This is a genomic window from Spirillospora sp. NPDC048819 (genome assembly GCF_040650055.1).
Lineage (GTDB): Bacteria > Actinomycetota > Actinomycetes > Streptosporangiales > Streptosporangiaceae > Spirillospora.
Genome location: NZ_JBEZGN010000017.1, coordinates 69,252 through 94,968, shown reverse-complemented (window position 1 = coordinate 94,968; position 25,717 = coordinate 69,252). Strand labels below are relative to the sequence as shown.

Here is a 25,717-nt window from a genome sequence, read left to right as displayed (position 1 = left end):
CGCCGGTGACCCGGCCCCAGCGGGTCACCGGCTCCCGGCCAGGAACCCGAAGAACCATCCCGTCGCGACGCAGGCCACGCCGAACAGGGCGATGTCCACTGCGACCGACCCCAGCTCGCCCGGACTCACGCGTCCACCAGCTCACGAACCAGCACGTCGACCGCATGGTGGACGTCCCGCGCCGGTGCGATCGGCCGCCCGTCGTCTCGGATGAACCACCACGCCGACCGGACGTAGTCGCACCCGACCTCGACCAGCCGCCGCGCCTCACCGACCCCGACGACGCTCACCCAGGTCACCCCGCGCCGTTCGACGACCCCGCACGCCAGCTCCCGCCGCGCCTCGACCGCCGCCCGCAGCGCGTCCAGGTGCGCACGCCTCTCGTTGGACGGCACGGGCGTGGCCGCTTGCCTGCCGGGTTGCATTCCCATCACTCACCTCTTCTCGTGGGACGGCGCGGCCGGTGGGCCCGGGGGGACGTCCACCGACCGCGCCGCGCTCTGGGGGGCCTCACGTCAGGTGATGGACGACCTGCGCCCATCACCTCGGCTTTCAGCCCTTCGCTCGCGCCCTCTCGGCCTGCCGGAGCAGCGCCTTCCGCAGGAGGGCCGCTGTGGGGAACATCAGCGTCGGCTCGACCCCGGCCTTGGGGTCGTGGAGGCTGGCGACCCACTCGCCCAGCCGCCCGTCCTGCTTGACGGCCCGCCAGATCCGCCACCCGCCGAAGTCGGCCCGCAGCCGCCCCAGCTCCCGCTCGTCCACCTGCACTCGCGTATCCATCGAGTTCCCTCTGACTCGTTCCCACTCGCCATTTCGTGTGACCACCCTCACACGCTCGACTACGCTTAGGAATCGACTGAGCACTACCAGCAATGCACCAAAGGCAAGATCGTCCGCACCCGGCGGATGGGTGCAGCCCCCCGGAGGTCGTGATGCCCGCCCAATCCGAGCCCTACGACGGACCCGCCATCGTCACCTTCGCCAAGGAACTCGAGTGGCGCCGAAAGCAGGCCGGTCTCACCAAGAAGGAACTCGCTGAAAAGCTCGGCTTCGCCGACTCCTACGTCGGCCAGGTCGAACTATGCAAGAACCTTCCGTCCGAAGAATTCGCCGCCGCCCTCGACACCTTCTTCGAGACGGACGGCCTGTTCTGCCGCCTATGGGAGCGGATCAACGACACGCGGCACCTGACCACCCTGCCCCCGGGCTTCCCGGAGTACCTGGGCTACGAGAAGAGGGCCAGCCACGTCCGCGTCTGCAGCACCAACCTCATCAGCGGTCTCTTCCAGACGGAGGCTTACGCAGGCACGGTCATCAGCGTGATGATGGGCTCGGCTACACCGAAGTTCGTCGCCGAACGCATGGAGAGGAAGTCGATCTTCGAGCGAGAGAACCCTCCGCACACTTTCCTCGTAATGGACGAGGACCTTATCCGCCGGAACGTGGGAGGTAAGGAGGTCATGCGTGAGCAGCTCCACTACCTGCTGGAGGTAGGGCGGCGCGAGAAGACTCAACTACAGATCGTCCCGTATGCTGCGGGATTTCACGCTGGCCTGGCAGGAAGCTTCATCATCCTAGGTTTCGAAGACGAGCCAGACGTTGCCTATACGGAGGCTTCCGCAGAGGGGATACTGCTGAAGCAGCGCGACAGGGTCGCACTGCAAGTCGTAACGTGGGACCTGATCCAGGGCCAGACGCTCTCCGTCGAGGAGTCGTTGGCCATGATCCAAGATGCGATGGAGCACCTATGAGCACTTCGGATGTTTCGGGCACCCTGTGGCGTAAGAGCAGCCGTAGCTCACAGCATGGTGGTGAATGCGTAGAAATTGCGTGGCTCGCTCCGAGAGTGGCGGTGCGCGATTCGAAGGACCCGGACGGCGCGACGCTAGCGTTCGATGTTGCGGCATGGCGTGTGTTCGCCGACGGTGCGAAGGCGTGCGAGTTCGACCTGGAACGTTAGTCGTGAGCTCGCCGAGTCGTTCACGCGGCGGTGGGAGGCTCCCGGGATGGCCCGTCGACAAGCGGAACGCGTTGCGGCTCGGTCGGCGTTTGGTCACCGAAGTGCCGGCATCGGGGCCCGGTCGGCGGGCGTTCGTCGATATCACCCCGGTCGCCACACCAGCTGATGTCGTGGCCCACCGGCAGGGCTGGACGCGGGCCGACCACGACCGCACGTTCCGCCTCCAGCACTGGGACTACGACATCGATCACATCGACGGCTACGACCACGACATCGGAGCCGTGCTGATCCGGGACGCGACGTCCGTCGGCGAGGAGGAGTTGACCGCGACGCTCGAAGCGTGGGATCTGCGCCCCGAACAGTTCCTCTACCCCTGGCACACCGACGATCCGCAGTAGCCGTGGTTTCGGGCGGTTCGCCACGACCTGTCGGAGTTCCGGGGCCGTCCTTCCCGATCCGCAGGGTCGATCTGCCCGGCGGGCGGCGACCTTCACAGGCGGGCTTGGCCTTCGAACCGGCCCCAGATGGTCGGAGCCTTCATCCGCATGTCAGGACATCAGCGTTTCCGTTGATCCTTGGTGAGTCGTGCCACCACCAGCACGTAAGAGTGATCGATCAGATCCATCAGTTCCTCGTCGGGCACCGAGCCATCGAGGACCACGGTGTTCCAATGCCGCTTGTTGAGGTGGTAGCCCGGCGTGATCGCCGCGTAGCGCGCACGCAGGTCGGTGGCCAGATCGGGATCACATTTGAGGCTGACGGTCCCCGGCGGCGGATCCAGCGGCACCAGCGCGAACATCCGCCCGGCCACCTTGAAGACGGCCACCTGGTCGCCGAACGGGTAGTCCTCCAACGATCCTGGCTTGGCGAGGCATTCCGCTATCACCCGGTCACGTTGTGAGCCGTCCACTGCTCAAATGCCCGCTTCTGCTGTGGGCGCCGGTACCGGCCGGACCGCGTGGCCGGCACGCCGGCGGCGACCGGGCGGTATCCCTGAGCTGCTAGGTCTGCGGCTGGGTGACATCGACCATCCACGTCACGCCGAACTTGTCATCGCACATGCCGAACTCGTCACCCCAAACCTGCTTCTGCATTGGCATCGTGACGGTCCCGTCCGCGGACAGCTTTTCCCAGTAGCCGCGCAGGAGGTCGGCGTCGTCGCCGCTGATACTCATCGAGCACCCCGCCATGGGCTGGTACTCCATGTCGCTGGTGACGTCGCTGGCCATGATCGTGTAACCGGCGTCGGTCTCCAACATTCCGTGCATGATCCGGTCGGCGTCCGGTGAATCCGTGGTGCCGAACTCGGCGAAGGTGTTGAAGGCGGGGTTTCCGCCGAACACGCTCGCGTAAAACTCCATCGCCTGGCGGGCGTTGCCGTTGAACGTCAAATATGGGTTCAGCCGAGAGGACATCATTCCTCCTGGAAGTCGGGCCCTGGACGAGCCCGGACGTCGGTGAAGGCGGCTCCGGCACGCTCCTGTCGAGCGGCGGAACGGTGCCGGCGCCGACGGCGAACACTGTCACGCTATACCCGCCTTCTTTATCGAAGGACCAAGAACTGGCGGTGTTCTGGCACATGCCTACCAAGCACCTCGGTGGCTCGCTGACGCACGGTCAGCCCGGTAGGGCGCCCCGGGCCCGGACCGTCCCGTCAGGAGCCGGCCCATCCGCGGGTGTGTGATGCAGCCGGAGGGCTCACTCTGCCTTGACGGCTTCGAGGACTGGGACGGCGGCGGCTCGGCGTGCGGGTAGGGACGAGGTCGCTAGTGTCGCTATTGCGGCGGCCGCTGCCACTGTGGGGAACAGCCACCATGGTGGGGCTGGGCGTAGGAATGAGCTGCCGGTCGTCATGTGCAGGAGCGCCAGCCATCCCGTTGCGATCAACAGGCCGAGGGTGGTGCCGAGGGTGACAATGGTGGCCGCCTCCCAGCGGACGATTGAGCGGATCTGCCGCATGGTGGCGCCGACGGCACCCAGCAGCCCGAATTCTCTGGTGCGTTCGGCGACGCTCATCGACACCGTGGTCGCCATTCCGAACAGTGCGAGGAGCAGCGCCATGCCGACGAAGGCGTAGGTCGCCCGCAGTGGGCGGGTGAGTGAGTCCGACGCCGCGTCCACGTACGCGTTCCGGTCGAGGACCTGCAGGCCGGGCACAGCGGCGACGGCGTGGGTGAGTGCCTCCGCGGAGCCGCCCCGCACGAGGATCGCCCGGGTCGCGGCGTTGGCGTCGAGCCGGTCCATCGTCGCCGGTGCCACCAGTGCCTGATCTGCGAAGAGGTGGGACGGGTCGTGGTAGGCGCCCGCCACGGTCAGCGTGACCCGGCCTTGGACGCCCCGGACGACGATCTCCTGCCCGCGGCGCAGCCCCCGCTCCTTCATGACGGTCGACGACAGCGCGATCTCCCCGGGACGCAGCGGGGGCGGCCGGCCGCCCAGCCGCAGGACGTCGCGCAGCCCGGCCTGTTCGGCCCCGCTCACCAGGAAGTAGAACGGCTCGGGTTCCTCGTCCGGGTCGGGGGCGTCCGGTGGTGGTGACACCAGCTTGACCTCGGCCTGTGTGAGGGCGGTCGCCCGCGACACCCCCGGCGCGTCGGTTGCCAGGGCGGCCACGTTGCGGGAGAGCGGGGCGGGCGCGCCCTCGGAGGTCCTGGCGGTCGCGGCGATCGCATGCTCGGCTGCCATGACCTGCCGTCCCGCCTCCTGGAACCGGCCGTGCACCGACTGCGTCACCAGCGCCACGGAGGCGACCAGTGCGACGCCGACCATCAGCGACGAGGCGGCCGAGGCGACCCGGCGCGGGCTGCGGGTGACGGTGGCGTGCGCCAGCCGTCCGGTCTCCCCGCCGACCAGCATCCCGAGGCGGCCCACCAGCCCGCCCAGCGGCGCGACGAAGAACGGGGTGAGGACGGCCAGCCCGGCCACGGCCAGCAGCGAACCGAACATGACCATCAGCGCGACCCCGAACGTGCGGTCCGCGCCGGGCGGATCGGTGACGCGGATCACGACCGCCACCGCGTACCAGAAACCCGTACCGGTGAAGATCGCGGACGCGGCCAGGAGGCGCGGCCGGCGTCGTTCCCGGGTCTCGGTGAGCGTGCTGCGCAGCGCCTGCACGGGCGGGAGGTTCGCGGCACGGTGCGCCGCCCGCCAGGCGGCCGCCTGGGTGACCAGGATCCCGGCCGCGACGGGGACGCCCAGCGCGGCCCAGCCGAACTGCGCTCCGGCGGCCGAGACGTCGAAGCCGTCCCGTGCGAACAGCCGGACGATCAACGCGGACAACGGGAAGCCCGCGGCCACCCCGCCCGCCGAGGCGATCCCGCCCACCGCCAGCGCCTCGAACCGGATCAGCCGTTTGACCTGCCGCGGTGTGCCGCCGATCGCGCCGAGCAGCGCCAGTCGGCGGGTCCGCTGCCGCACCAGCGTGCCGAACGTGTTGGCCACCACGAACAGGCCGACAAAGATCGCGACAAGGGAGAGACCTCCGACCACCCCGGCGATCGAGGCGCCCTCACCTGCGGCGGCGGCGCTCTGCGCGCGTCCTGCGGACTCCGCCGTGCGCACCGTGGCCGCGCCGCCCAGATCCCGGGCCAGGTTGTCGCGCAGCCGATCGGCGGGCACGCCCGCGGCGGCCTTCACCCAGACGCCCTGCCAGGTCCCCGGAGGCAGCATGGCCGCGTGCCGCACCGTCTCGGGCGGGGCGAGCACCAGGTCGCCGGCGGCCACCGCGTCGCTTCCCTGGACGCTGACCACCCCGGCGACCCGCACCCGGCGCGTCTCGCGGGGCAGTGTCAGCGTCATCGTGTCGCCGACCTTGAGCTTCCCGGCGCGCGACATGTGCCGGACGACCGCGACCTCGCCGCCGGCGGCGGGTGCGCGCCCCTCCTCCAGCCGGTAGGGGTTCAGCCGCCGGTCGGGCACCCACGGACGCAGCAGCGTACGGCCCTCGGCCGCCGGCCTGATCGCCTTCCCGTCGGGACCGGTGGCCGTTACCGTCACTGCGGCGTCTCCGGCGGACGCCTCTACCCCGGGAAGGGAACTGACCCGGTCCAGGCGGATCCGGCCGTCAGGCGGCGCGTAAGGGTCGCCCGGATCCACCGTGCCGCCCTGCACCAGCACGTCCGCGCGGAAGTAGACGCTGGCGTCGCTGCCCGACACCGCCTCCTGTGCGCGCAGCGCGAACTGTAGCGAGCCCGCGATGAGTGCGATCGACCCCAGCGCCGCTAGCAGCGTGGCGATCAGCCGCGGCCAACCCTCCGTGAACGACCGGCGCGCGATGAGCCACATGGGGTTGCCCATAGTGTCAGCCCTCCATCTCGCGCATGTGGGCGTGGACGGCGTCGATGGTGGACGCGGGCGCCGCTCCGGCGACCGGGGCGTCGGGTGGGGGCCGGTCATCGGCGTCGTTCCGCGAGGCGGGGGAGTAGGCGCAAAGCGTTGTCCCGGGCGATGGCCTTGTGCGCGCGGCGGCTCAGATTGGGGTCGCGGTCGAGAGCCGCGGTGTTGAGGGTCACCTCGCGGGCGGAGTTGGCGGGCCAGTCGGTGCCGAACAGCACGCGATCGGCGCCGGCCGCGCCGAGCAGCGTCGGGGTGGCGTACGGGGACATCGGCAGCGCCGTGTCGTAGAAGAAGCGTCGCAGCGCCCGGCGGATCTTCGCCGGGTCGGGCCCGTCGTCCTCCCTGCCCCAGCGTTCGGCGCGGCCGGCCATGTACGGCAGGAATCCGCCCCCATGGGACAGGATGATCGACAGCCTGCGGTAGCGGTCCAGGGCCCCGGAAGCGATGAGGCTGAGGGCGGTGCGGGTGGTGTCGAGCAGGAAGTCGCCGAGCCAGCCTCCCACCCCGGGCACCTCGACGATCCCCTCGGGCGAGAAGGGATGGGTGAACGCGACGGCGCCGCGGCGGTCGAGCTCGGCCAGCAGCGGGGCGAACACCGGGTCGCCGAGGTAGCGGCCGCCGGCCGAGGTGTTGAGCAGGACCCCGTCGGCGCCCAGCTCGTCCAGCGCGTAGGCGACCTGCTTGAGCGCCAGGTCCGGGTGGAGCATGGCGACGTTGGCGAAGAAGCCGAACCGGGTGGGGTGGTCGCGTGCCAGTTCGGCCAGGGACTCGTTGCACACGTGCACACCCGACTCGGCGACCTTGCGGTCAGCGAATATCTCGGCCGGCACGGGTGCGGAGGCGACCCCGACGGCGATGCCGTTGGCCTCCATGGTCGCGAGGGTGTCGGGCAGGGTCCACTGGGCCCAGGAGGGACCGCCGGTGGGCGGGATGATGCCCTGCTCCACCGCCCATTGCCGCATCTTCGGCGGCACGGCGTGGTGGTGGGTGTCGATCCGTCCGTACGAGGGACGGTGCGGGCTCGCGGCGGCCTCGCGCACCGGCAGGGTCGCGGCGGCGGCCGCCATCCCGGTCGCGGCGGTCAGCTTGAGGGTGCGTCGGCGGGTCAGGTCGGGCATGGACGTCTCCTGGTCGATCGCCTGGTGCCGCCCACACGAGATAATCTCAAGTGAGACTATATCAGATGGCACTAGAGTGGCCGCATGCTCGACGACCTGCTCGAACGCCTCCTGTCCGGGGACGGCGGCCCTGCCGCCGACCACGTGGGGGTCGGCATGCTGCTGGCCGCGGCCCACAACCAGAGCAGGGACCGGCTCAACCGGGCGCTGAACCCGCTGGGCATCGACGTCCGCGGATTCACCGTGCTGCTCGCGCTTCCGATGTACGGCCCGGTCAGCCAGCGGGACCTGATCGGTCACATCGGCATCGACAAGTCCACGATGGTCCGGCTCATCGACGAGCTGGAGAACGGCGGCCTGGTGTCCCGCGAGCGGGTGCCGCAGGATCGGCGTGCGTACTCGATCGTGTTGACGCGCCGGGGTGAGCAGACTTTGGCGGAGGCGCGGCGTACCGCCGAACAGGTGGGCGAGCACATCTTCGGCGGGTTCACCGAGGCCGACCGCCGCCACCTCGTCGATCTGCTGCGCCGCCTGACCGAGCGCACCACCCTGCCTTAGCCCGACGCCCCCCATCCCGCGATGATCGGCGGTTTTACGCCTCGGTCGCCGACGTGGCCTCGGGTACAGGGTCGGTCTCCCTGTCGTGGTTCGTGGTGTCGGCATCGTCGCCGTGCGAGTTCCGCACGTGCTTGAACGTCCGCAGGGCGAGTACGGCCAGGCCGGCGTAGAAGATGGCGCTGACGATGCCCACCGTGTGCAGGCCGGAGGTGAACGCGTCGCGGGCCGCGGCCAGCAGGTCGCTGCTCTGCTCGGCGGGCAGTCGGCCGGCCGAGGCGACCGCGCGGTCGATGCTCTCCCGGGCGGCGCCCGCCACGTCCGGTGGTACCGCGCCCAGCGCGCCCTCCACGTTGTTCCGGTAGACCGCGGTCCCGAGCATGGCGACCGTGGCGATGCCGAGCCCGAGCCCGAACTCGGTGGTCGTCTGCACGATCGACGCCCCGGAGCCGGCCTTGTCCGGCGGCACGGCGCCCATGGCGAGGTGGTTGCAGAGTGCGGCCAGCGGCGCGGTGCCGAGCATGACGACGCACATCGCGATGAAGATCATTTCGGGGCCGGACGTCGAGTCGGCCAGCGCGAACATCAGGTAGCCGACGCCCGCGACGGACAGTCCGCCCGCGATCAGATAGGCCGGACGGACGTGGTTCGCCAGCGGTGGTGTGCTCAGGTTGCCCACGATCATCAGCACGTTGGGCACCAGCAGGAGCAGGCCGGCCTCCAGCGGGGTGAGGCCGGTGACGTTCTGCAGGTACAGCGTGACGAGCAGGAGGGCGCCCGCGCCCACCACGGCGGTCACGAAGAACAGGGTCAGCGCGGAGCTGAACGTGCGGTTGCCGAACATGCGCAGGTCGAGCAGCGGGTGCTCCAGGCGTCGCTGCCGGCGGACGAACACCGCACCCGCCGCGACGCCGAACATCAGCGCCTCGGCGGGGAACCACTCCCAGCCGTTGCGAGCCAGCTCCTTGAGCCCGTAGACGAACGGCAGGATCGCCGCGAGGGACAGCACGACGCTGACCGGGTCGAGCTTGCCGGGCCGCGGTGCGCGCTGGTCGGGAAGCAGGAAGGGGCCGAGCACCAGCAGCAGCACGATCCCCGGCAGGGCCACCAGGAACACCGAGCCCCACCAGAAGTACTCCAGCAGCACGCCGCCGACCAGCGGGCCGAGCGTCGCCCCGCCCATGAAGCAGGTCAGGTAGACGGCCAGGGCGCGGCTGCGCTGCCTCTGTTCGGTGAACATGCCGGTGACCAGGGCCAGCACCGACGGCATCACCGCGGCGCCCGCCACGCCGAGCAGCGCACGGCTGGCGATGAGCATCTCCGGGCTGGTGGAGAACGCCGCCGCCACCGAGGCGACGCCGAACACGGCGCCGCCGATGAGCAGCAGCTTCTTCCGTCCGATCCGGTCGCCGATGGTGCCCATGGTGACCAGGAAGCCCGCGATCAGGAAGCCGTAGATGTCCACGATCCAGAGCTGCTGGATCCCGCTCGGCGCGAGGTCGGCGGTCAGGTGCGGAACACCCAGGTACAGCACGGAGAAATCCATGGAGACGAGAAACGTGGGCAGGCCGAGCACGGCCAGCCCGACCCATTCCCGCCGCCCGGCTCCGGGCCTCGTGTTCGCAGTGGTCAAGATCTGATCCCGTCGTCGTAGGACCGGTCCGGTCCGGTGAGTGGCGACCGGCCCGCTGCCGGTCTCTCACCATGGCTACGAACGGGCTCGTCGCCATCCGACAACCCCGCAGAAAAAGATCAGAAGACGTACCTCGCCCCGACCGGGCCCAAGAAGGGTGTGCTGCCCGCTGGGGGGCCGAGAGCGCGGCGGACGGCCGGTGACGGCTCAGAGGACGGCGGCACCGGCGGAGCGGCCGTGCCCCGGCGGTGCGGGCCGTACGCTGGCCGGCATGTGGAGCTCACAGGTGGGCGCTGGACGGTCCGGGGGCGGGGCGGGGACGCCATGACCCGCGGGACGGTGGTCGAGGAGGTCGCCGACCAGATCGCGTTCGCGATCGCGTCGGGGCGGCTGCGGGCCGGGGAGCGGCTGCCGTCGATCCGGCGGCTCGCCGGGGAGTACGCGATCAACCCGTCCACGGTCCAGCTCGTCCTCGGGCAGTTGCGGGCGGCGGGGTTCGTGGAGACCCATCACGGGATCGGCGCCGTGGTCCGCGACGTCGAGGCGTACGGCGGGGTGGAGACGTGGCGCTACCTGTTCCGGTTCTCGCGGAGGCTGCCCGACCTGGCGGTCCGGATCCTCCAGGACATCCTGGAGACCCTGCGCATGTTCTACGAGTCGGTCACGGACAAGATCGAGGCGAACCCGGGCGTCCACGACCCCGCGCCGGCGCGGCGGGCGTGGCGGCGCCTCGAAATGCTGGCGCGGGACGAGAAGGCGACCCCGGCGGACGTCCACCAGGGCGTCCTAGAGGTCCTGCGGGCGGGGTCGATGGCGGTCGGCGGCGGCGTCTTCCTCGGGGTGCTGAACTCGCTGGGCCCGATGCTGGCCGAGGTGCCGGAGGTGCTGGACGTCGTGTTCGGCGCCCCCGGCCTGCACGTGTGGTGGTGGGACCAGCTCATCAGCGCCTGGGAGGCGGGGGACATGGGCCCCGCCCGGCAGGCGATCGAGCTCCTGGACGGGTGGCACGCGGAGGTGCTGGGGCGGCTCCGCGCCGCGCTCGACGCGCAGGTGGGCTGAGGCCCCCGGGACGTTGTTGTGAGTCAGGGCAGAAGGTCGCCGAACGAAAACCGCACCGCTCTTCCTACTCGGCGGACAACTGTGTGACACACACTGTGGGACGCATTCCCCCGATCCGAAGGAATGAGGGACCACATGCGACTCGCCCCGACACCACGCCCCACTCCCGGGCGTCCCGTCCGGCACAGACCGATCCGCACCGCGATGCTCTCCGCCGTCAGCGCGCTGGTCATGCTGGTGCCCACGCTGGTGGCGCCTCCGGCGGCCAACGCGATCCCCGCGCAGGACCTGCCGGCGATCGGCGTGGACACCGGCCGGTTCAAGCTCCCGATCGCCTGCACGATCAACTTCGCCGGAGTGCTGCCGGTGCTGTGGCTGCCCCTGGACGTCGACATCCAGGGCGTCGCGCCGGTGCAGCTCGGCCCCGGCCAGGAGTTCTGGCTGACGCAGGGGTCGGGCAGCATCACCTTCCCCGAATGGCTGACCACGCTGGCACCGATCCTGGGCATCGACAGGGCCGACGCGACGGTCAGCGACATGTCCATCGGCGCGACCAACTCGACGCCGGACGCGGTCAACATCGCCAAGGACCCGATCACGCTCACCGACATCCCGGTCGAGCCCGGCAAGCCGCTGAAGGTCGGGCTGCCCGCACCCGGACAGGACCCGTTCGACGTGGGGCCGTACACCGCGCCGCAGAGCGGCAAGGTCACGCTCGGCTTCAACAGCGCGTTCGCGCAGGTCGACCTGAAGTCCTCGGCCGGCTTCTCGCTCCCGATCACCGCGGACTGCAAGCCGCGGGGCGGCAACGCGCTGCTGACGATCGCGGTCGGCGGGGAGCCTGGGCAGCCGCCCGCGAAGTTCCACGGCGCGCCGCTGAACTTCCCCGAGCCCAAGTCGGGTGAGTTGGCGGGAATCATCAACGCGCCGTACCAGTGCACTTGGAGCGGCCAGTCGCACGACGTGGGGATCGCGGTCGGCGCCGACGGCATCCCGCTCACGGTCAGCAGGTCGGGTTCGTTCTCCTTCACGAACGCGTCCGGGGCGCTGACGGTGCCGAAGGAGACGGTGAACGACCTCCTCGACCAGGGCGTGACCACGGTCTCGGGCAAGGTGTCCGAACTGAACCTGGAGGTCGAGGGCGGCACGCCGCAGACCCTGAACGTCATCCCGAGCCAGGGCGTCCCGATCCCCGCGACGACCCTGGTGCGGGACCAGCGGCTCGTCGTGCCGCTGCCCGCGGACGGCACGCTGACGGCGGGGCCGTTCAAGCCGTCGTCCGGGTCGGAGAACGTCCGGGTGATGCTGGGCGGCGCCCGCGCGCAACTCGCCTTCGACGGCGGCGCGCCCACCGAGGCGACCTGCGGCAAGCCGTCACCGTCCGTCTACCTCGTCGACAACCCGGTGACCTGACGCTCTGAGCGGTTTCGGCCCAGGTCCGCGCGGGCCGCCCCCGGTTCGGCCGGGGGCGGTCCGCCCCGTCCGTCCCGAGAGGTTTTTCTGATGAAGTTCACCTTCGGCCAAGGCCGTCTCGCGGTTCTGCCACTGGCACTGGTGCTTGCGTTGAGCGCCTGCGGGGGGAACGACGACGACGCGGGTGGCGCCGCCCCGCAGACGGCGCCTCCTTCCCCCACGGCCGCTTCGCCGGCGCCCGTCACCCCGTCCCCCGACAACGACCCGACCGCCCCGAGCACCGCGCCGCCCAGCGCGATCCGCACCCTGACGGACTGCCTGCGCCGGCAGGGCATCAAGGTCCCAGCACCCGGCGAGCAGTGGACACCGCCGCCCGGCTATGACCCCGCGAAGGCCCAAAAGGCGCTCAAGGCATGCCTCCAAAAACAGAAGGGAGCCAATTAGAACGGGCCCCCGAACCTCGGCGGAGTCAGACTGGGTGCATGGGGAGCGATCAATTCATGACCGCCGCCGTCCTGCGCCGGCACGGCGGGCCGGACGTGCTGGAGTTGCGGGACGACTGGCCGGTACCCAGGGTCGGTCCAGGCCAGGTGCTCGTGCGGGTGAGCGCGGCGGCCTTGAACAACACCGACATCTGGACGCGGGAGGGCGCGTACGGGCTGCCGGGCCGTCCCGAGGCGAAGGCCGGATGGCGCGGCCCGGTGGACTTCCCCCGCGTTCAGGGCGGGGACATCGCCGGCACCGTCCAGGAGGCGGCCGCCGATGTCCCCGGCACGTGGGTGGGCCGCCGGGTACTGGTCGATCCCGCCTTCTACGCCGACGACCGCGAGGACGCCGTGCCGATCGGGCTGCTCGGCAGTGAAGCGGACGGCGGCTTCGCCACCTACGTCGCGGTCGACGCCGCCCGCGTTCACGACATGAGCGCCTCACCACTGTCCGACGAGGAGTTGGCTTCGCTTCCCGTGGCCTACGGCACGGCGATGGGCATGCTGGAACGCGCCCGCATCACGAGCGGCGAAACGGTCCTGGTCACCGGCGCCTCCGGTGGCGTCGGGTTCGCCCTCGTCCAGCTCGCCGCAGCACGCGGCACGCGGGTAGTGGCCTTGACCAGCGGCTCCAAAGCCGAGGCGCTGTCCGAGGCCGGCGCCGCCGAGACCGTCTCCCGGGACGCGGATCCGGCCGAACTGCGACGCCGGCTGGACGCGGCGGCACCCGGCGGGCTGGACGCCGTCGCTGACGTGGCGGGCGGTCCCTGGCTTGAGCGCCTGCTGCCCGCACTGCGCGACGGTGCCCGCTGGGTCATCGCCGGAGCCGTCGCCGGGCCCGTGGTCACGTTCGACCTGCGGCGCCTCTACCTGCACAACGTCAGTCTCATCGGCTCTTCGATGCACACCCGCTCGCACTTCGCGGACCTTGTCGAGCTGGCCCGCACCGGCGCCGTGCGCCCGCGCATCGCCGCCAGGTATCACCTGAGCGACGTCCACGCCGCCCAGGACGAATTCCGTCGCGGCGCGCACATCGGCAAGATCGTGATCACGCCTTGAGCAGCTGCTCGCTCAGGTCCCACAGGCGCCGTGCCGACACGGGGTCGAGGGCGTGGTATGACCTTCACGGCACGTGCAGGGAAGTGATCGTGTCGGCGGCCTGGTCGGGGGTGAGGCGGCCGTCGGCGACCACCACGGTGATCGCGCGGGTCATGTGGTGCGGGACGGTCAGCGGCTTGTCCCAGGCGAGGGCGGGGCCGACGCCGGGGTATTGGGCGACCCGCACGAACCACGGGTCGAGCCCGGCGGTCTGGACGAACACCAGGCTCCATGCGTCCGAGGTCAATGCCAGCCAGGGCGTGACGCTGCCGTGCACGGCCTCCTCTCCGGACGCCTCGCCGGTGAAGACGGCCAGGCCGGGGGAGTCCTTGGGCGCACGCCAGAAGAACCCGCCGTAGCCCGCGCCCGTGCGGCCCTTGCAGGCCGAGCTTTGTATGACGAGCGGCCGCCCGGTCCGGCCGGTCAGCGTGAACGCGAAGTCCAGCGCCCACGCTCCCGCGACGGGACGCGCCGTCAGGGTCCGCTCCTCACCGGCCAGGACGGTGCCGTCCGGGCCGACCCAGTCGAGGGAGTCGGCGTAGCCGCCGTCGATGGGACGGAGGGTGCGGCGGCGCTGCCGTCCGTGGTTGGGGAGAATCTTCGGGCCTTCGCCGGGGACGTAGGTGGAGCCGCCCCAGAAGTTGACCCCGTCGACGTCGGAGATCGCGACGCCCGCGCCGAAATGATGGACGTGGTCGTCCGGCTGGGTCTCGGTGACGACCGTCCCGCCGAGGGTCCGGACGGGATGCAGGTGAGGTCGCGGGGCATCGGTGGCCTGCACGTCCCCGCGCTGGATATAGGCGGCCACTCCTCGCGTCCCCGCCCGCAGCATTGTCTCCGGCCACGGTTCGTCCACAGACCCGAGGCTGTCGGGGAAGCTCAGTTCGGAGAGGGTCTTGAGGTCCTGCGCGGCGCGGACGGCCAGGCCCTCGATGCCGGGCAGGACCAGCCGGGACGGTTCCCTCCGGACGAAGCGCGCCTCGATCGGGCGTGGTCCGGGAGCGAGCCGGATGGCGTCGAGCAGCCGGGTGAAGCCGCCGGTGCGCGCGAGCGGGACCAGGAGCGGCGTGCCGTCCCGTATGTGCGCGAGGAGGTCGCCGAGCAGATCCGTCCGGCCGAAACCGGTCCTGACCCCGTCGGACTCGATCTCGTCGAGGGTGTAGAAGAGCCGGGCCGACCGGGTATCGCCGTGGAGGTGGAGGTAGGGCTCGGTGCGCCGGGCGGAGCAGAGCGAGACGGTGATCGCGATGACCGTCCCGTCGGCGAGACGGAGCCGGGCGCTGGAGGTGTCGTCGGACTCGATCGCGTTGGCGCGGTACAGCTCCAGCTCGATGCCGGCGACCGAATCGACCGCGTCCGCTCCGGCCACGGCCAGGGCGGAGGCCACGGCGTGCGCGAAGGGATTGGTGAGGGCGCCGTCCATGACGTCGACGCCGTCCAGTCGGCGGCGGCCCGCCCAGGCCGAACGGGTGTAGTAGCCGAACGGCCGGGTCCACGCCCCGGCCACTCCGATGCCGCGGACCGGTTCGCCGAGCACGTCCCGCGCCGCCTGGACGGCGTCCGAGCCGAGCGACTGGAAGCCGACCTGGCAGGCGAGCCCGGTCTCGGCCACCGCGGCGGAGATCGTCTGGAACTCCTCGACCGACGGCGCGGGCGGCTTCTCCAGGAGCACGTGCGCCCCGGCGCGGAGCGCGGCCACGGCCAGCGGCGCATGGGTGTGGATCGGGGTGGCGATGACCGCCGCCTCCGCCCCGGTCTCCCGGATCAGCGAGGCCAGGTCCGCCGACGTGGGCACGCCCAACCCGGGCGGCGGCGCGATGTCGCACACTCCGGCCAGCTCGGCGCGGCCCGCCGCCGCCAGCCGCCGGACGTTCTCCAGATGGTTGCGCCCGTAGCCGTTGACTCCGGCGACGACGACCCTCACCGGCCTCACGGCGACCACCTCGTCGGTGCGCCCGTCGCCCGCAGCTCCGCGCCGGTGATCTGCACCGGGGGCGGATCGGCGAGCAGGCCGAGGTCGGTGAGCGTGGCGCCCTCCGCCGCCTCCACCATCGCGGGATGGTGCAGGGCGAGGGCGAGCTGCCCCGACAGCTCGGTGAGCAGATGCGGGTGGACCGGCACGTCGAAGACCTGGGCGAGGCCGGCGATGCGCAGGAACGGGGTGATCCCGCCGACCCGCACCACGTTCGGCTGGACGACGTCGCAGGCGCCCGCGGTCAGCAGGTCGCGGAAGCCGTGCGCGGTGGCGACGTTCTCGCCGACGGCGACCGGCGTGCCGATGCTCCGGCGCAGTTCCGCGTGGGCGGCGAGGTCGTCGGCGGGCAGCGGCTCCTCGATCCAGAACAGGTCGAACCGCTCCAGCGCCCGCAGCGCGGTCCGGGCCCGGTGCAGGTCCCAGCGCTGGTTGGCGTCGATCATCAGCGCGGTGCCGGGGCCGATGATCTCGCGGACGGCCGCGACCCGCTCGACGTCCTCGGCGAGCGAGGGCCGTCCCACCTTGATCTTGACGGCCGGGTACCCGGCGGCGGCCCACCGCGCGGCCTGCGCGGTCAGCTCGTCCAGCGAGTAGTGCCGGTTGATCCCGCTGCCGTAGACCGGGACGCTGTCGCGCCGCGCCCCGAGGACGTCCACCAGGGAACGGTCACCGCACTCCAGGTCCCACAGCGCGAGGTCGACGCCGGCCATCGCGATCGGGACGATTCCGGACCGCCCCGCCTCGCCGAGATGGGCCGACAGCCTGTCCCACACGACGCCGGGGTGCGGCGGAAGCCCGATCACCGCCTCGCGGACGTCGTGCTCCAGGAGTGCTTTGACCGCATGCGCCCCGATCTTGGGAGTCCAGGAGATCCCGGTCCCCGTTCGTCCGTCGTCCAGGGTGAGGGTGACGAACAGGACGTGGTTGCACGGCACGTCCGGGCCCCACGGCCGGGCCAGAGGCACCGACCGCTGTACGACCGACAAGTCCTTGATCATGCCGAATCCTCGATCACGAGCGGGCCCTTCAGACGAGTTCGGTGCGCCAGCTGCGCTTTGCGGTCCAGCCGAGCAGCCGCTCGGCCTTGGCGGCGGAGAACGCGGGGGACGTGCCGGTGAGCGCGCCGGCGGCCTCCTTGGTCGCGGGGAAGAAGCGGGGCAGCAGCTCGGCCAGCGGTTCGCGGGCCAGCGCGTCCCCGGCCCCGGCGAAGAAGACCTCGCCGTTGCGCTCCAGCCGGGGCAGCTTGTCGAGGAGGGCGTCGATGAACGCGCCGGCGTCCCGCGCGTCGAGGTAGTTGAACAGCGAGACGCTGCCGATCTCGGGCCGGTCCAGCCGCTCGCGGAGGGTGTGCCCCGACTGGGTCGGCGCGCCCTCCCACTCCTCCGGCGCGATGACGAAACAGGGACGGAACGCGGCCATCCTCGTCCCGGCGGCCGAGCGGGCGAACGTCTGCATGGTCTGCTCGGCGACGAGCTTCGACAGGCTGTAGACGTTCCAGGGCCGGGGCGGGTGCTCCTCGTCCAGCGGCAGGTACGCGGGCGTCCAGCCGCCGGGCGCGCCGTAGCCCATCACCGTCGGGCTGCTCGCGACGACGAGCCTCGGCACGCCCAGCGCCACCGAGGCCGCGCAGACGTTGAACGCCAGCTGGGTGTTGACCCGGAACGTCGTCGCGTCCGTCCGGCCGAAGGGCACCGCGATGGCGGCGAGGTGGACGACGGCGTCCGGCCGGAACCGGGTGATGGCCGAGTGGGCCTCGCCGAGGTCGGTGAGGTCGGCCGGCAGGGTGTCGGCGGCCTCCCGCGGGGTCCCCGGGGCGCTGTCGACGCCGATCACCTCGTGTCCGGCCGCCGCGAGCGTGGTGACGACGCTGCGGCCCAACCGGCCCGCGCTTCCGGTGACGAGCACTCTGCTCACCGCATGGACTCCTTAACGTGCTGCAACCAGTTGCAGTAACAATCGCGGCAGTACCACCTCTCCGTCAAGTGAGCAGCGTTCGACCAGCGGAAACAGTCGCAACGATCATCCCGGACTTGCAAACGGTTGCGCTAAGGTAGGCGCCATGGCAGTGACTATCCGGGACGTCGCCCACGCGTGCGGCGTCCATGTGTCGACGGTTTCGCGGACCTTCTCCGCGCCGCACATGGTGAACGCCGAAACGCGGACCCGGGTGCTGACGGTGGCCGAGCAGCTCGGCTACCGGCCGAACCGGGCGGCCCGCTCGCTCACCACGGGCCGGACCCACAACCTCGGGCTGATCGTGGCCGATCTCGCGAACCCGTTCTTCCCCCCGCTGATCAAAGCGGCGCAGGCCACCGCCCGCGCCCGGGACTACCACCTGTTCGTCGCCGACACCGACGAGGACCCCGCGAAGGAGGAGGAACTCGTCCACGCCTTCTCCAAGCAGGTCGACGGCATCGTGCTGTGCAGCCCCCGGTCATCGAACAAGGCGCTGGAGAAACTGGTCGAGACGTTGCCGTTCGTCCTGGTCAACCGGCGGCTGCGCGGGGTGACGACCGTCGTCATGGACGTCGCCCGGGGCGCCCGCACCGCGATGGAGCACCTCGCCGGGCTCGGCCACCGGCGCGTCGCCCTCGTGTCGGGCCCGTCCGGCTCCTGGACCAGCGGCGAGATCCGCAAGGCCGTCACCGACGTCCCCGGTCTCGAAACGGTCGTCATCGGCCCCAACGCGCCCACCGAGGAGGGCGGCGTCTCCGTCGCCGGCCAGGTGGCGGCGGCGGGGGTGACCGGCGTGCTCGCCTACAACGACCTCGTCGCCATCGGGCTCATCGAGGGCCTGGACGAGCTGGGCGTCGGCGTGCCCGGCGACATCAGCGTGATCGGCATCGACGGCAGCATCACCGGACGCCTGTACCGGCCCAAGCTCACCACGGTCGCCATGCCCACGGCGGACGCCGGGCGCATGGCCGTCGACCTGCTCATCACGTCGATGAGCGCGGCCACCGTCCTGGAGACCCATCTGGTGGTCCGCGAGTCAACCGCTCCCCCGAAAGGACCCCCATGAGAAGTCACGACGTCGCCTTCGGCGCCACCCCGGAAGGCGAGAAGGTCGAGCGGCACGTGCTGGACAACGGGCGCCTGCGCGTCGCCGTCCTCACCTACGGCGCGACCGTCCAGCGGCTGGAGGTGGCCGACGGCGCCAACGTGGTGCTCGGCCTCGACACGCTGGAGGACTACCTGCACCGCAGCCGGTACTTCGGCGCGGTCGTCGGCCGGTACGGCAACCGCATCGCCCGCGGCAGGTTCACCCTCGACGGCACGGAGTACCGGCTCCCGGTCAACGACGGCGCGCACAGCCTGCACGGCGGCGTCCGCGGCTTCGACAAGCGCGTGTGGCGGGTCGAGTCGGCGGATCCGGCGGAACTGCTGCTGAGCCTCGTGAGCCCGGACGGCGATGAAGGCTATCCGGGGGAGCTGACCGTCCGCGTCCGGTACCTGCTGGACGGCGACACGCTGCGGGTGGAGTACCGGGCCACGACCGACGCCCCGACCGTGGTCAACCTGACCAACCACTCCTACTTCAACCTGGCGGGCGCCGGCGACGTACGAGGTCACGTGGTGATGATGGAGGCGGACCGCTACCTCCCGGTGGACGAGGGGAAGATCCCCACGGGGGAGCTCGCCCCGGTGGCCGGGACGCCCTTCGACTTCACCGTCCCCGCCCGGGTGGACGCGCGGCTCGGCGGCCGCTACGACCACTGCTACGCCTTCACCGCCCCCGGCCGGGGCCGGGCGACGGTCACCGATCCGGGCAGCGGCCGTTCGATGGAGGTCACCACCACCGAACCGGGCGTCCAGTTCTACACCGGCCACATGCTGGACGGCGCCGCCACCCCGTACGGCCCGTTCGCGGGCCTGTGCCTGGAGACCCAGCGCTTCCCCGACGCGCCGAACCGGCCGGCGTTCCCGTCCGCGGTCCTGCGGCCCGGAGAGACGCACGTCTCGGTCACCGGGTACCGGTTCAGCGTTTCCTGAGCACTGCAAACGGTTGTAGTAACAAGCAGCGGCACCGAAAAACCCTTCGGCAATGCTCTGTGCCCGAATGCGGCTCTGACCTCGAAATACAGGAGAACGGGCCGACGTTCGCAGTGAGGAATCTCACTGCAAAGGGTTGACGTGATCTCCGGCTTCGCGCTAAGAAAGCGCTATCTCAACCGCCATCCGACTCACCGAAGGGCCGGTGATGACGCTGAGGCCCGCTGCTGCCGACACGGCGACGGGGACGGCCGAGCCCGTGCTCGCGTCCTCCGTGAACACGGACGCCCGCCGCCCCGGACGCCGCAAGAGCTCCCGCACCCGCTCACAGGCATGGACCGCCTACCTGTTCCTCGCCCCGTGGTTCATCGGCCTGTTCGCCATCACGCTCGGCCCGATGATCGCCTCGCTGTACCTGTCGTTCACCGACTACAGCCTGCTGAGCGAGGCGCACTGGGTCGGCCTGGACAACTACGACAAGATGTTCACGGCCGACGACCGCTACCTCAATTCCCTCAAGGTCACGACCACCTACGTCGTCGTCTCGGTTCCGCTGCAGCTCGCGTTCGCCCTCGGGCTGGCGCTGGCGCTCGACAAGGGTCTGCGCGGGCTGTCGTTCTACCGGTCGATGTTCTACCTGCCCTCGCTGCTCGGGGGCAGCGTGGCGATCTCGATCCTGTGGCGGAAGATCTTCGGGACGGACGGGATCGTCAACACGTTCCTGGGCTGGTTCGGCTACGAGGGCCAGGGCTGGGTCACCAGCCCCGACACCGCGCTGTGGACGCTGATCATCCTGCACGTCTGGACGTTCGGCGCCCCGATGGTCATCTTCCTGGCCGGGCTCCGCCAGATCCCGCAGAACCTCTACGAGGCGGCGCGGGTCGACGGCGCCGGCAGGATCCGGCAGTTCCGCTCGATCACGCTGCCGCTGCTCACGCCCATCATCTTCTTCAACGCCGTGCTGGAGGTCATCAAGTCGTTCCAGTCGTTCACGCAGTCGTTCATCGTCAGCGGCGGCAACGGCGGACCGGTCGACTCGACCCTCTTCTACACGCTCTACCTCTACCTCAAGGGCTTCAAGAACTACGAGATGGGATACGCGGCCGCCATGGCGTGGGTGCTCCTGCTCATCATCGGGGCTCTGACCGCCGTCAACTTCCTCATGTCTCGATTCTGGGTCTTCTATGGCGACGACAAGTAAGCGTACGGGGACCAAGCGCGCGGCGGGCCGGCGCCCGGCGGGCCGGCGTCCGGCGGGCACGCGCGTGCCGGTCCTGTTCCGGCCCGCCTCGCGGCTGACCAAGCACGTGCTGCTGATCGTGTTCGGGCTGTTCATGCTCTACCCGCTGCTCTGGATGATCTCCAGTTCGGTCAAGCCCGAGGAACTGATCTTCCGGGAGCCCGGCCTCGTCCCGTCCGAGGTGACCGGCGAGAACTACACCGGCGGCTGGGACGCGCTCACGCACTCCTTCGGCTACTACATGTGGAACTCCGCCGTCATCACCGGCCTGGCGGTCGTCGGCAACCTGGTCGCCTGCTCGCTGGCCGCCTACGCGTTCGCGCGGCTGGAGTTCCCGTTCAAGAAGCTCTGGTTCGCGATCATGCTGGTCTCGATCATGCTGCCGCACCATGTGACGGTCGTGCCGCAGTACATCGCGTTCAGCAAGATCGACTGGATCAACACGATCTGGCCGATCATCCTGCCCAAGTTCCTGGCCACCGACGCGTTCTTCATCTTCCTGATGGTGCAGTTCATCCGCACCCTTCCCCGGGAGCTGGACGAGGCGGCCGCGATCGACGGCGCGGGACACCTGCGCACGTTCCTCCAGGTGGTGATGCCGCTGTGCATGCCCGCACTGGCCACCACGGCGATCTTCACGTTCATCTGGACGTGGAACGACTTCTTCACCCAGAACCTCTACCTGACCAACTCCGACAACCTCACCGCCCCGGTCGCGCTGCGCCATTTCATGGACACCAGCGGCGACTCGTCCTGGGGACCGATGTTCGCGATGTCGATCATCTCGCTCGGCCCGATATTCGGTTTCTTCCTGGCCGGCCAGAAATACCTCGTCCGAGGTGTGGCGACCACCGGCCTCAAATAGCGACCGCCCCCGAACAGCGACCGCCCTCAAACAACCCCTCCCCCCATTCCTCTCCCCCCGGAGGTACCACTGATGAAACGCATCCTGGCGGCCACCGCCGTCACCCTGCTCGCGGTGTCGGCCACCGCCTGCGGAGGCGGCGACGACGGGTCCGGCGGCAAGACCAAGGTCGTCTTCTCCTACTGGGGCAGCGACTCCCGGCAGAAGCTGACCGAGGCGGCCATCACCGAGTTCGAGAAGAAGAACCCCACGATCGACATCGAGGGCGACTTCACCGACTGGGACAGCTACTACGAGAAGCTCGCCACCAAGACCGCCGCCGGGGACGCCCCGGACGTCATGACGATCGAGATCCGCGGCCTGGCGGAGTACGCGGGCCGCGGCGTCCTCGCCGACATGAGCGGGAAGGTCGACACCGCGGACCTCGACCAGGGCGTCCTCAAGGCCGGCCAGGTCGACGGCAAGCAGTACGCGATCCCCACCGGCGTCAACGCGTTCCCGATGATCGTCAACAAGGAGACCCTGGAGAAGTACGACCAGAAGGTTCCCGACGACAAGACGTGGACCTGGGACGACTACATCGAGATGTCCAGCAAGGTGACAGAGAAGAGCGGCGGCGAGGTCTGGGGCACCGAATGGAACGAGAACCCCGCGTTCCTGCAGATCTTCGCCGCGCAGCGCGGTGAGCAGTTCTACGCGAACGGCAAGGTCGCCCTGTCCGAGCAGACCATCAAGGACTGGTGGGCCCTGCTGAAGAAGATCGTCGACACCAAGGCCGGGCCCGGCGCCTCCGAGATGCTGGAGACCGGCACCAACGTCGACCAGGCGCTGATCGCCACCAACAAGAGCGCGTTCGGAAGCTGGTGGAGCAACCAGCTCGACACGCTGACCAAGGGCTCCGGCCAGGAACTGGACCTGCTGCGCATGCCGAAGGCGCCGGGCGCCACCGGCTCCGGCATGTTCCTGCAGCCGGCGATGTACTACACGATCTCGGCCAAGACCGAGCAGTCCGCCGCCGCCCAGAAGTTCGTCGAGTTCATGGTCAACGACCCGGCCGCCGGCGCGATCGTGCTCAGCGACCGCGGCCTGCCCACCAACGCCAAGGTCATCGCCGCGATCAAGGGCAAGCTGTCCCCGGCCGACCAGAAGGTGCTGGCCTTCATGGACTCGATCAAGGACGATCTCACCCCGATCGTCGTCCCGCCGAAGGGCGCGATGGAGATGGAGGACATCCTCAAGCGCCCCACCGACTCGGTGCTGTTCGGCAAGTCGACGCCGGACGAGGCGGCCAAGGTCTTCCTGACCGAGGCCAACAACGCCCTGTCCCAGTAACGGGGCGTCCCATCGACGAGCCGCGCGGCCCGTGAAAGCTCCGGGCCGCGCGGCGCCACCGACCTCCGGCCACTCTCATCTCTGGAGCCCCAGACCATGCGATACGCCTTCGTCGGGCTCGGCCACCGGGCACAGATGTACGTGGACGCGCTGCTGGGCGAGTGGAGCGACACCGGCGAGATCGCCGCGCTCTGCGATCCCAACCGGACGCGCCTGAGCTACTACCTCGACAGGATCGGCCGCGACGTGCCGTGCTTCGCGCCCGAGGAGTTCGGCAAGATGCTCGAACTCGCCGACGCCGTCGTGGTCGCCACCGTCGACGCCGCCCACGCCCGCTACGTCGTCGCGGCCCTCGACGCGGGCAAGGACGTCGTCGTGGAGAAGCCGCTGTGCACCACCGCCGAGGACTGCGCGGCGATCGCGGAGGCGGCCGAGCGGGGCACCGGCAGGCTCATCGTCACCTTCAACTACCGCTACGCGCCGCGCAACAGCGCCGTTCGCCAGGTGATCGCGGACGGCGCGATCGGCGACGTCACGTCGGTGCATTTCGCGTGGGCGCTCGACACCATCCACGGCGCCGACTACTTCCGCCGCTGGCACCGGGACAGGGCGAACTCGGGCGGCCTGCTGGTGCACAAGGCCACCCACCACTTCGACCTGGTCAACTGGTGGATCGACGACGCCGCAGCGTCCGTCTACGCCCAGACCTCCCTGCGCTTCTACGGCGCCGGAAACGCCCGCGCCCGCGGGCTCGCGGACCGTCCCGCGCGGGCGTTCCGCGCTCCGGAACTCGGCACGGACCCGTTCCTTCTGGACCTGTCCGCCGATCCCCGGCTGAAGCGCCTCTACCTGGACGCCGAGCACGAGGACGGCTACATCCGCGACCAGGACGTCTTCGGTGAAGGCGTGACGATCGACGACAACATGTCGGTCCTCGTCCGCTATGAAGGCGGCGCGCTCCTCACCTACTCCCTCAACGCCCACGCGCCCGCGGAGGGGTACCGGGTCGTCTTCAACGGCACCGCCGGACGGCTGGAACTGGACGTCGTCGAGCGGGCGTGGACGCCGCCGCACGCGGCGATCGACCCGACCGCGTCCGGGAAGGAGCACGCCGAGGGCGCGTCCGAGCGGCTCGTCCTGCACCGCCACTGGCGCAAGCCGGAGGAGATCGCGATCGAGGGCGGCGCGGGCGCGCACGGCGGCGGCGACGTCCTGCTGCTCGACGACGTGTTCCGGGGCCCGTCGGACGACCCGCTCGCCCGCCAGGCGGGGTACCGCGCGGGCGTCGCCGCCGTGATGATCGGCGCGTCCGCGAACCTCTCCGCGGCGACCGGCGCTCCCGTCGCCCTCACGGCCGGCGGCACCCGGACGGCCGGCTGATGCTCGGCGAATTCTCCGGCCTGGCGGACATCGCCGCCCGCAGCCGCGACCTGTTCCCTCCACCCGGCCCGGACCTGCCCGAACGTCTCCGCGACGCGCTCGGCGTCCTGGAGTTGAGCGCCGGCGACGTCCGGGTCGAGCGCCGGTGGAGCGACGCCGGCCTGGTGGGAGAGGAACTGTCCTGGACGGTCGGGTTCGGCCCCCGCACCCGCGCCTTCCTGCTGCGCCCGCGCGACGCCGCAGGCCCGCTTCCGGGCGTGGTCGCGATGCACTGCCACGGGGGCGTGAAGTGGGCGGGCAAGGACAAGATCGCCGACGGGCCGGAGCCGCCCCTCGCCGAGATCGTCCGGCTGCGCACCCGGCTCTACGGCCGCCGCGCCTACGCGGGAGAGCTGGCCCGCCGGGGCTTCGCGGTGCTCGCGCACGACGTGTTCGCCTGGGGCAGCCGCCGCTTCCCACTCACCGGCGACCAAAGCGCCCCCGACCGCCACGACCTTGGCCGATATGACCGTGCCGCCCGTGACCATGAGCACGTCCTGGCGAAGGCGTGCACGATCCTCGGCACCTCGTTCGCCGGCGTCCTCGCCTCCGAAGACCTCGCGGCCGCGGCGTACCTGCGGTCCCGTCCCGATATCGCCTCCGTCAGCACGATCGGCCTGTCGGGAGGCGGGGCGCGTGCCGCCCTCCTCGGCGTCCTCGACCTCGGGATCCGCGCCGTCGTCGTGGCCGCGATGGTCTCGTCCTTCCGGGACCTGCGCGACGAGCACGTGGCCGCCCACTCCTGGATGCTGTTCCCGCCGGGCCTGACCCGCCTGGCCGACTGGCCCGGCGTGGTCGCCGCCCGCGCCCCGGCGCCGCTGATGGTCCTCTACGCGACCGCGGATCCGCTCTTCCCCGTCCAGGGAATGCGCCGGGCCCATCACCAGATCACCGAGGCCTACCGGAGTGCGCCCGGCCATTACACCGGCGCCTTCTTCGACGCCGCCCACCAATTCGACCGTTCCATGCAGAACGCGGCCTTCACTTGGCTCACCGACATGGTCGCGGACAATTATCCCGCATCGAGACCCATGAAAGGATCGCAAGTCCATTGACGTGTTCACGGCGAACGCATAGCTTGTGAGAAAGCGCTTTCTGTAGCACCGGACAACTGGCGTCCGCCCCCCGCCCCCGCCATCGAGACGGCCGCATCGCCGCAGCCGCAATTGCCGCAGAAGGGCCAGCCCCCATGTGCCCGCTCCCTCTCCGCCGAGCCCGGCCGCCCCCCGCACCC

General features: G+C 70.6%; 25 protein-coding genes. 15 read left to right on the top strand and 10 right to left on the bottom strand.

Features of this window, described 5'->3' with window-relative positions; genetic code table 11:
• Nucleotides 1-125: 125 nt before the first annotated feature.
• Both AB0C35_RS22930 and AB0C35_RS22925 read right to left on the bottom strand, forming a co-directional pair.
• Nucleotides 126-431, bottom strand: coding sequence for a hypothetical protein (locus AB0C35_RS22930; RefSeq protein ID WP_358459015.1), 306 nt, complete (start codon nt 429-431; stop codon nt 126-128).
• A 121-nt stretch (nt 432-552) separates the two neighbouring features.
• Nucleotides 553-780, bottom strand: a complete 228-nt coding sequence (locus AB0C35_RS22925) for a hypothetical protein (RefSeq protein WP_358459013.1) — start codon at nt 778-780, stop codon at nt 553-555.
• A gap of 152 nt (nt 781-932) precedes the next feature.
• On the opposite strand from AB0C35_RS22925, the gene AB0C35_RS22920 reads away from it, so the two are divergent.
• The 3 genes from AB0C35_RS22920 (at nt 933) to AB0C35_RS22910 (ending at nt 2,358) form a co-directional block, all read left to right on the top strand.
• Nucleotides 933-1,751 carry a helix-turn-helix transcriptional regulator gene (locus AB0C35_RS22920; RefSeq protein ID WP_358459011.1) on the top strand — a complete coding sequence of 273 codons (819 nt, stop codon included), beginning with the start codon at nt 933-935 and terminating at the stop codon, nt 1,749-1,751.
• Entirely contained in the window at nt 1,748-1,960 is a 213-nt protein-coding gene (locus AB0C35_RS22915; RefSeq protein ID WP_358459009.1) for a DUF397 domain-containing protein, read from the top strand. Before AB0C35_RS22920 ends, AB0C35_RS22915 begins: the two co-directional genes overlap by 4 nt.
• A 170-nt stretch (nt 1,961-2,130) precedes the next feature.
• Nucleotides 2,131-2,358: a hypothetical protein gene (locus AB0C35_RS22910; protein WP_358459007.1), complete on the top strand. Its 228-nt coding sequence runs from the start codon at nt 2,131-2,133 to the stop codon at nt 2,356-2,358.
• Nucleotides 2,359-2,516: 158 nt separating this feature from the next.
• Here the strand turns inward: AB0C35_RS22910 and AB0C35_RS22905 are convergent, their stop codons facing one another.
• From AB0C35_RS22905 to AB0C35_RS22890, 4 genes are all read right to left on the bottom strand, one after another.
• Nucleotides 2,517-2,846: an MmcQ/YjbR family DNA-binding protein gene (locus AB0C35_RS22905; RefSeq protein WP_358459164.1), complete on the bottom strand. Its 330-nt coding sequence runs from the start codon at nt 2,844-2,846 to the stop codon at nt 2,517-2,519.
• A 115-nt stretch (nt 2,847-2,961) separates the two neighbouring features.
• A complete protein-coding gene (locus AB0C35_RS22900) occupies nt 2,962-3,375 on the bottom strand; it encodes a VOC family protein (RefSeq protein WP_358459005.1) in 414 nt (137 codons plus the stop codon).
• A 283-nt stretch (nt 3,376-3,658) separates the two neighbouring features.
• Nucleotides 3,659-6,259 carry an ABC transporter permease gene (locus tag AB0C35_RS22895; RefSeq protein WP_358459003.1) on the bottom strand — a complete coding sequence of 867 codons (2,601 nt, stop codon included), beginning with the start codon at nt 6,257-6,259 and terminating at the stop codon, nt 3,659-3,661.
• A 95-nt stretch (nt 6,260-6,354) separates the two neighbouring features.
• Nucleotides 6,355-7,416, bottom strand: a complete 1,062-nt coding sequence (locus AB0C35_RS22890) for an amidohydrolase family protein (RefSeq protein ID WP_358459001.1) — start codon at nt 7,414-7,416, stop codon at nt 6,355-6,357.
• 84 nt (nt 7,417-7,500) lie between these two features.
• On the opposite strand from AB0C35_RS22890, the gene AB0C35_RS22885 reads away from it, so the two are divergent.
• Nucleotides 7,501-7,974 carry a MarR family transcriptional regulator gene (locus AB0C35_RS22885; RefSeq protein ID WP_358458999.1) on the top strand — a complete coding sequence of 158 codons (474 nt, stop codon included), beginning with the start codon at nt 7,501-7,503 and terminating at the stop codon, nt 7,972-7,974.
• A 34-nt stretch (nt 7,975-8,008) separates the two neighbouring features.
• Here the strand turns inward: AB0C35_RS22885 and AB0C35_RS22880 are convergent, their stop codons facing one another.
• Entirely contained in the window at nt 8,009-9,604 is a 1,596-nt protein-coding gene (locus AB0C35_RS22880; RefSeq protein WP_358458997.1) for an MFS transporter, read from the bottom strand.
• 273 nt (nt 9,605-9,877) lie between these two features.
• On the opposite strand from AB0C35_RS22880, the gene AB0C35_RS22875 reads away from it, so the two are divergent.
• From AB0C35_RS22875 to AB0C35_RS22860, 4 genes are all read left to right on the top strand, one after another.
• Nucleotides 9,878-10,663 (top strand): GntR family transcriptional regulator, encoded by a 786-nt coding sequence (locus AB0C35_RS22875; protein WP_358458995.1) that lies wholly within the window; start codon nt 9,878-9,880, stop codon nt 10,661-10,663.
• Nucleotides 10,664-10,798: 135 nt separating this feature from the next.
• On the top strand, nt 10,799-12,076 hold the full coding sequence (locus AB0C35_RS22870) for a hypothetical protein (RefSeq protein ID WP_358458993.1): 1,278 nt from the start codon (nt 10,799-10,801) through the stop codon (nt 12,074-12,076).
• A gap of 90 nt (nt 12,077-12,166) precedes the next feature.
• Nucleotides 12,167-12,520: a hypothetical protein gene (locus AB0C35_RS22865; RefSeq protein WP_358458991.1), complete on the top strand. Its 354-nt coding sequence runs from the start codon at nt 12,167-12,169 to the stop codon at nt 12,518-12,520.
• A gap of 38 nt (nt 12,521-12,558) precedes the next feature.
• Entirely contained in the window at nt 12,559-13,620 is a 1,062-nt protein-coding gene (locus AB0C35_RS22860; protein WP_358458989.1) for a zinc-binding dehydrogenase, read from the top strand.
• A 64-nt stretch (nt 13,621-13,684) separates the two neighbouring features.
• Here the strand turns inward: AB0C35_RS22860 and AB0C35_RS22855 are convergent, their stop codons facing one another.
• Genes AB0C35_RS22855 through AB0C35_RS22845 form a run of 3 tightly spaced genes read right to left on the bottom strand, consistent with a single transcriptional unit; the run spans nt 13,685 to nt 17,548 of the window.
• Complete coding sequence (locus AB0C35_RS22855; RefSeq protein WP_358458987.1) at nt 13,685-15,592, bottom strand: DUF6807 family protein; 1,908 nt, start codon at nt 15,590-15,592, stop codon at nt 13,685-13,687.
• On the bottom strand, nt 15,589-16,632 hold the full coding sequence (locus AB0C35_RS22850) for a mandelate racemase/muconate lactonizing enzyme family protein (RefSeq protein ID WP_358458985.1): 1,044 nt from the start codon (nt 16,630-16,632) through the stop codon (nt 15,589-15,591). The genes AB0C35_RS22855 and AB0C35_RS22850 overlap by 4 nt, the downstream gene beginning before the upstream one ends.
• A gap of 28 nt (nt 16,633-16,660) precedes the next feature.
• Nucleotides 16,661-17,548, bottom strand: coding sequence for an NAD(P)-dependent oxidoreductase (locus AB0C35_RS22845; RefSeq protein ID WP_358458983.1), 888 nt, complete (start codon nt 17,546-17,548; stop codon nt 16,661-16,663).
• A gap of 145 nt (nt 17,549-17,693) precedes the next feature.
• On the opposite strand from AB0C35_RS22845, the gene AB0C35_RS22840 reads away from it, so the two are divergent.
• The 7 genes from AB0C35_RS22840 (at nt 17,694) to AB0C35_RS22810 (ending at nt 25,538) form a co-directional block, all read left to right on the top strand.
• Nucleotides 17,694-18,656, top strand: a complete 963-nt coding sequence (locus tag AB0C35_RS22840; RefSeq protein ID WP_358458981.1) for a LacI family DNA-binding transcriptional regulator — start codon at nt 17,694-17,696, stop codon at nt 18,654-18,656.
• Complete coding sequence (locus tag AB0C35_RS22835; protein WP_358458979.1) at nt 18,653-19,627, top strand: aldose epimerase family protein; 975 nt, start codon at nt 18,653-18,655, stop codon at nt 19,625-19,627. The genes AB0C35_RS22840 and AB0C35_RS22835 overlap by 4 nt, the downstream gene beginning before the upstream one ends.
• 208 nt (nt 19,628-19,835) lie before the next feature.
• Nucleotides 19,836-20,828 (top strand): sugar ABC transporter permease, encoded by a 993-nt coding sequence (locus tag AB0C35_RS22830; protein WP_358458977.1) that lies wholly within the window; start codon nt 19,836-19,838, stop codon nt 20,826-20,828.
• Nucleotides 20,829-20,961: 133 nt separating this feature from the next.
• Nucleotides 20,962-21,732: a carbohydrate ABC transporter permease gene (locus tag AB0C35_RS22825; RefSeq protein ID WP_358459162.1), complete on the top strand. Its 771-nt coding sequence runs from the start codon at nt 20,962-20,964 to the stop codon at nt 21,730-21,732.
• 72 nt (nt 21,733-21,804) lie between these two features.
• Complete coding sequence (locus tag AB0C35_RS22820) at nt 21,805-23,064, top strand: extracellular solute-binding protein (RefSeq protein ID WP_358458975.1); 1,260 nt, start codon at nt 21,805-21,807, stop codon at nt 23,062-23,064.
• 96 nt (nt 23,065-23,160) lie between these two features.
• Complete coding sequence (locus AB0C35_RS22815; RefSeq protein ID WP_358458973.1) at nt 23,161-24,444, top strand: Gfo/Idh/MocA family oxidoreductase; 1,284 nt, start codon at nt 23,161-23,163, stop codon at nt 24,442-24,444.
• Entirely contained in the window at nt 24,444-25,538 is a 1,095-nt protein-coding gene (locus AB0C35_RS22810) for a hypothetical protein (protein ID WP_358458971.1), read from the top strand. Before AB0C35_RS22815 ends, AB0C35_RS22810 begins: the two co-directional genes overlap by 1 nt.
• Nucleotides 25,539-25,717: the final 179 nt, after the last annotated feature.

Bases quoted from the DNA above. Each gene is read 5' to 3' on its own strand.
- AB0C35_RS22895 (WP_358459003.1), bottom strand. From the start codon at position 6,259: ATGGGCAACCCCATGTGGCTCATCGCGCGCCGGTCGTTCACGGAGGGT.
- AB0C35_RS22925 (WP_358459013.1), bottom strand. From the start codon at position 780: ATGGATACGCGAGTGCAGGTGGACGAGCGGGAGCTGGGGCGGCTGCGG.
- AB0C35_RS22825 (WP_358459162.1), top strand. From the start codon at position 20,962: ATGCTCTACCCGCTGCTCTGGATGATCTCCAGTTCGGTCAAGCCCGAG.
- AB0C35_RS22830 (WP_358458977.1), top strand. From the start codon at position 19,836: ATGACGCTGAGGCCCGCTGCTGCCGACACGGCGACGGGGACGGCCGAG.
- AB0C35_RS22820 (WP_358458975.1), top strand. From the start codon at position 21,805: ATGAAACGCATCCTGGCGGCCACCGCCGTCACCCTGCTCGCGGTGTCG.
- AB0C35_RS22915 (WP_358459009.1), top strand. From the start codon at position 1,748: ATGAGCACTTCGGATGTTTCGGGCACCCTGTGGCGTAAGAGCAGCCGT.
- AB0C35_RS22870 (WP_358458993.1), top strand. From the start codon at position 10,799: ATGCGACTCGCCCCGACACCACGCCCCACTCCCGGGCGTCCCGTCCGG.
- AB0C35_RS22850 (WP_358458985.1), bottom strand. From the start codon at position 16,632: ATGATCAAGGACTTGTCGGTCGTACAGCGGTCGGTGCCTCTGGCCCGG.
- AB0C35_RS22815 (WP_358458973.1), top strand. From the start codon at position 23,161: ATGCGATACGCCTTCGTCGGGCTCGGCCACCGGGCACAGATGTACGTG.
- AB0C35_RS22840 (WP_358458981.1), top strand. From the start codon at position 17,694: ATGGCAGTGACTATCCGGGACGTCGCCCACGCGTGCGGCGTCCATGTG.
- AB0C35_RS22810 (WP_358458971.1), top strand. From the start codon at position 24,444: ATGCTCGGCGAATTCTCCGGCCTGGCGGACATCGCCGCCCGCAGCCGC.
- AB0C35_RS22930 (WP_358459015.1), bottom strand. From the start codon at position 431: ATGGGAATGCAACCCGGCAGGCAAGCGGCCACGCCCGTGCCGTCCAAC.
- AB0C35_RS22890 (WP_358459001.1), bottom strand. From the start codon at position 7,416: ATGCCCGACCTGACCCGCCGACGCACCCTCAAGCTGACCGCCGCGACC.
- AB0C35_RS22860 (WP_358458989.1), top strand. From the start codon at position 12,559: ATGGGGAGCGATCAATTCATGACCGCCGCCGTCCTGCGCCGGCACGGC.
- AB0C35_RS22900 (WP_358459005.1), bottom strand. From the start codon at position 3,375: ATGTCCTCTCGGCTGAACCCATATTTGACGTTCAACGGCAACGCCCGC.
- AB0C35_RS22885 (WP_358458999.1), top strand. From the start codon at position 7,501: ATGCTCGACGACCTGCTCGAACGCCTCCTGTCCGGGGACGGCGGCCCT.
- AB0C35_RS22920 (WP_358459011.1), top strand. From the start codon at position 933: ATGCCCGCCCAATCCGAGCCCTACGACGGACCCGCCATCGTCACCTTC.
- AB0C35_RS22835 (WP_358458979.1), top strand. From the start codon at position 18,653: ATGAGAAGTCACGACGTCGCCTTCGGCGCCACCCCGGAAGGCGAGAAG.
- AB0C35_RS22865 (WP_358458991.1), top strand. From the start codon at position 12,167: ATGAAGTTCACCTTCGGCCAAGGCCGTCTCGCGGTTCTGCCACTGGCA.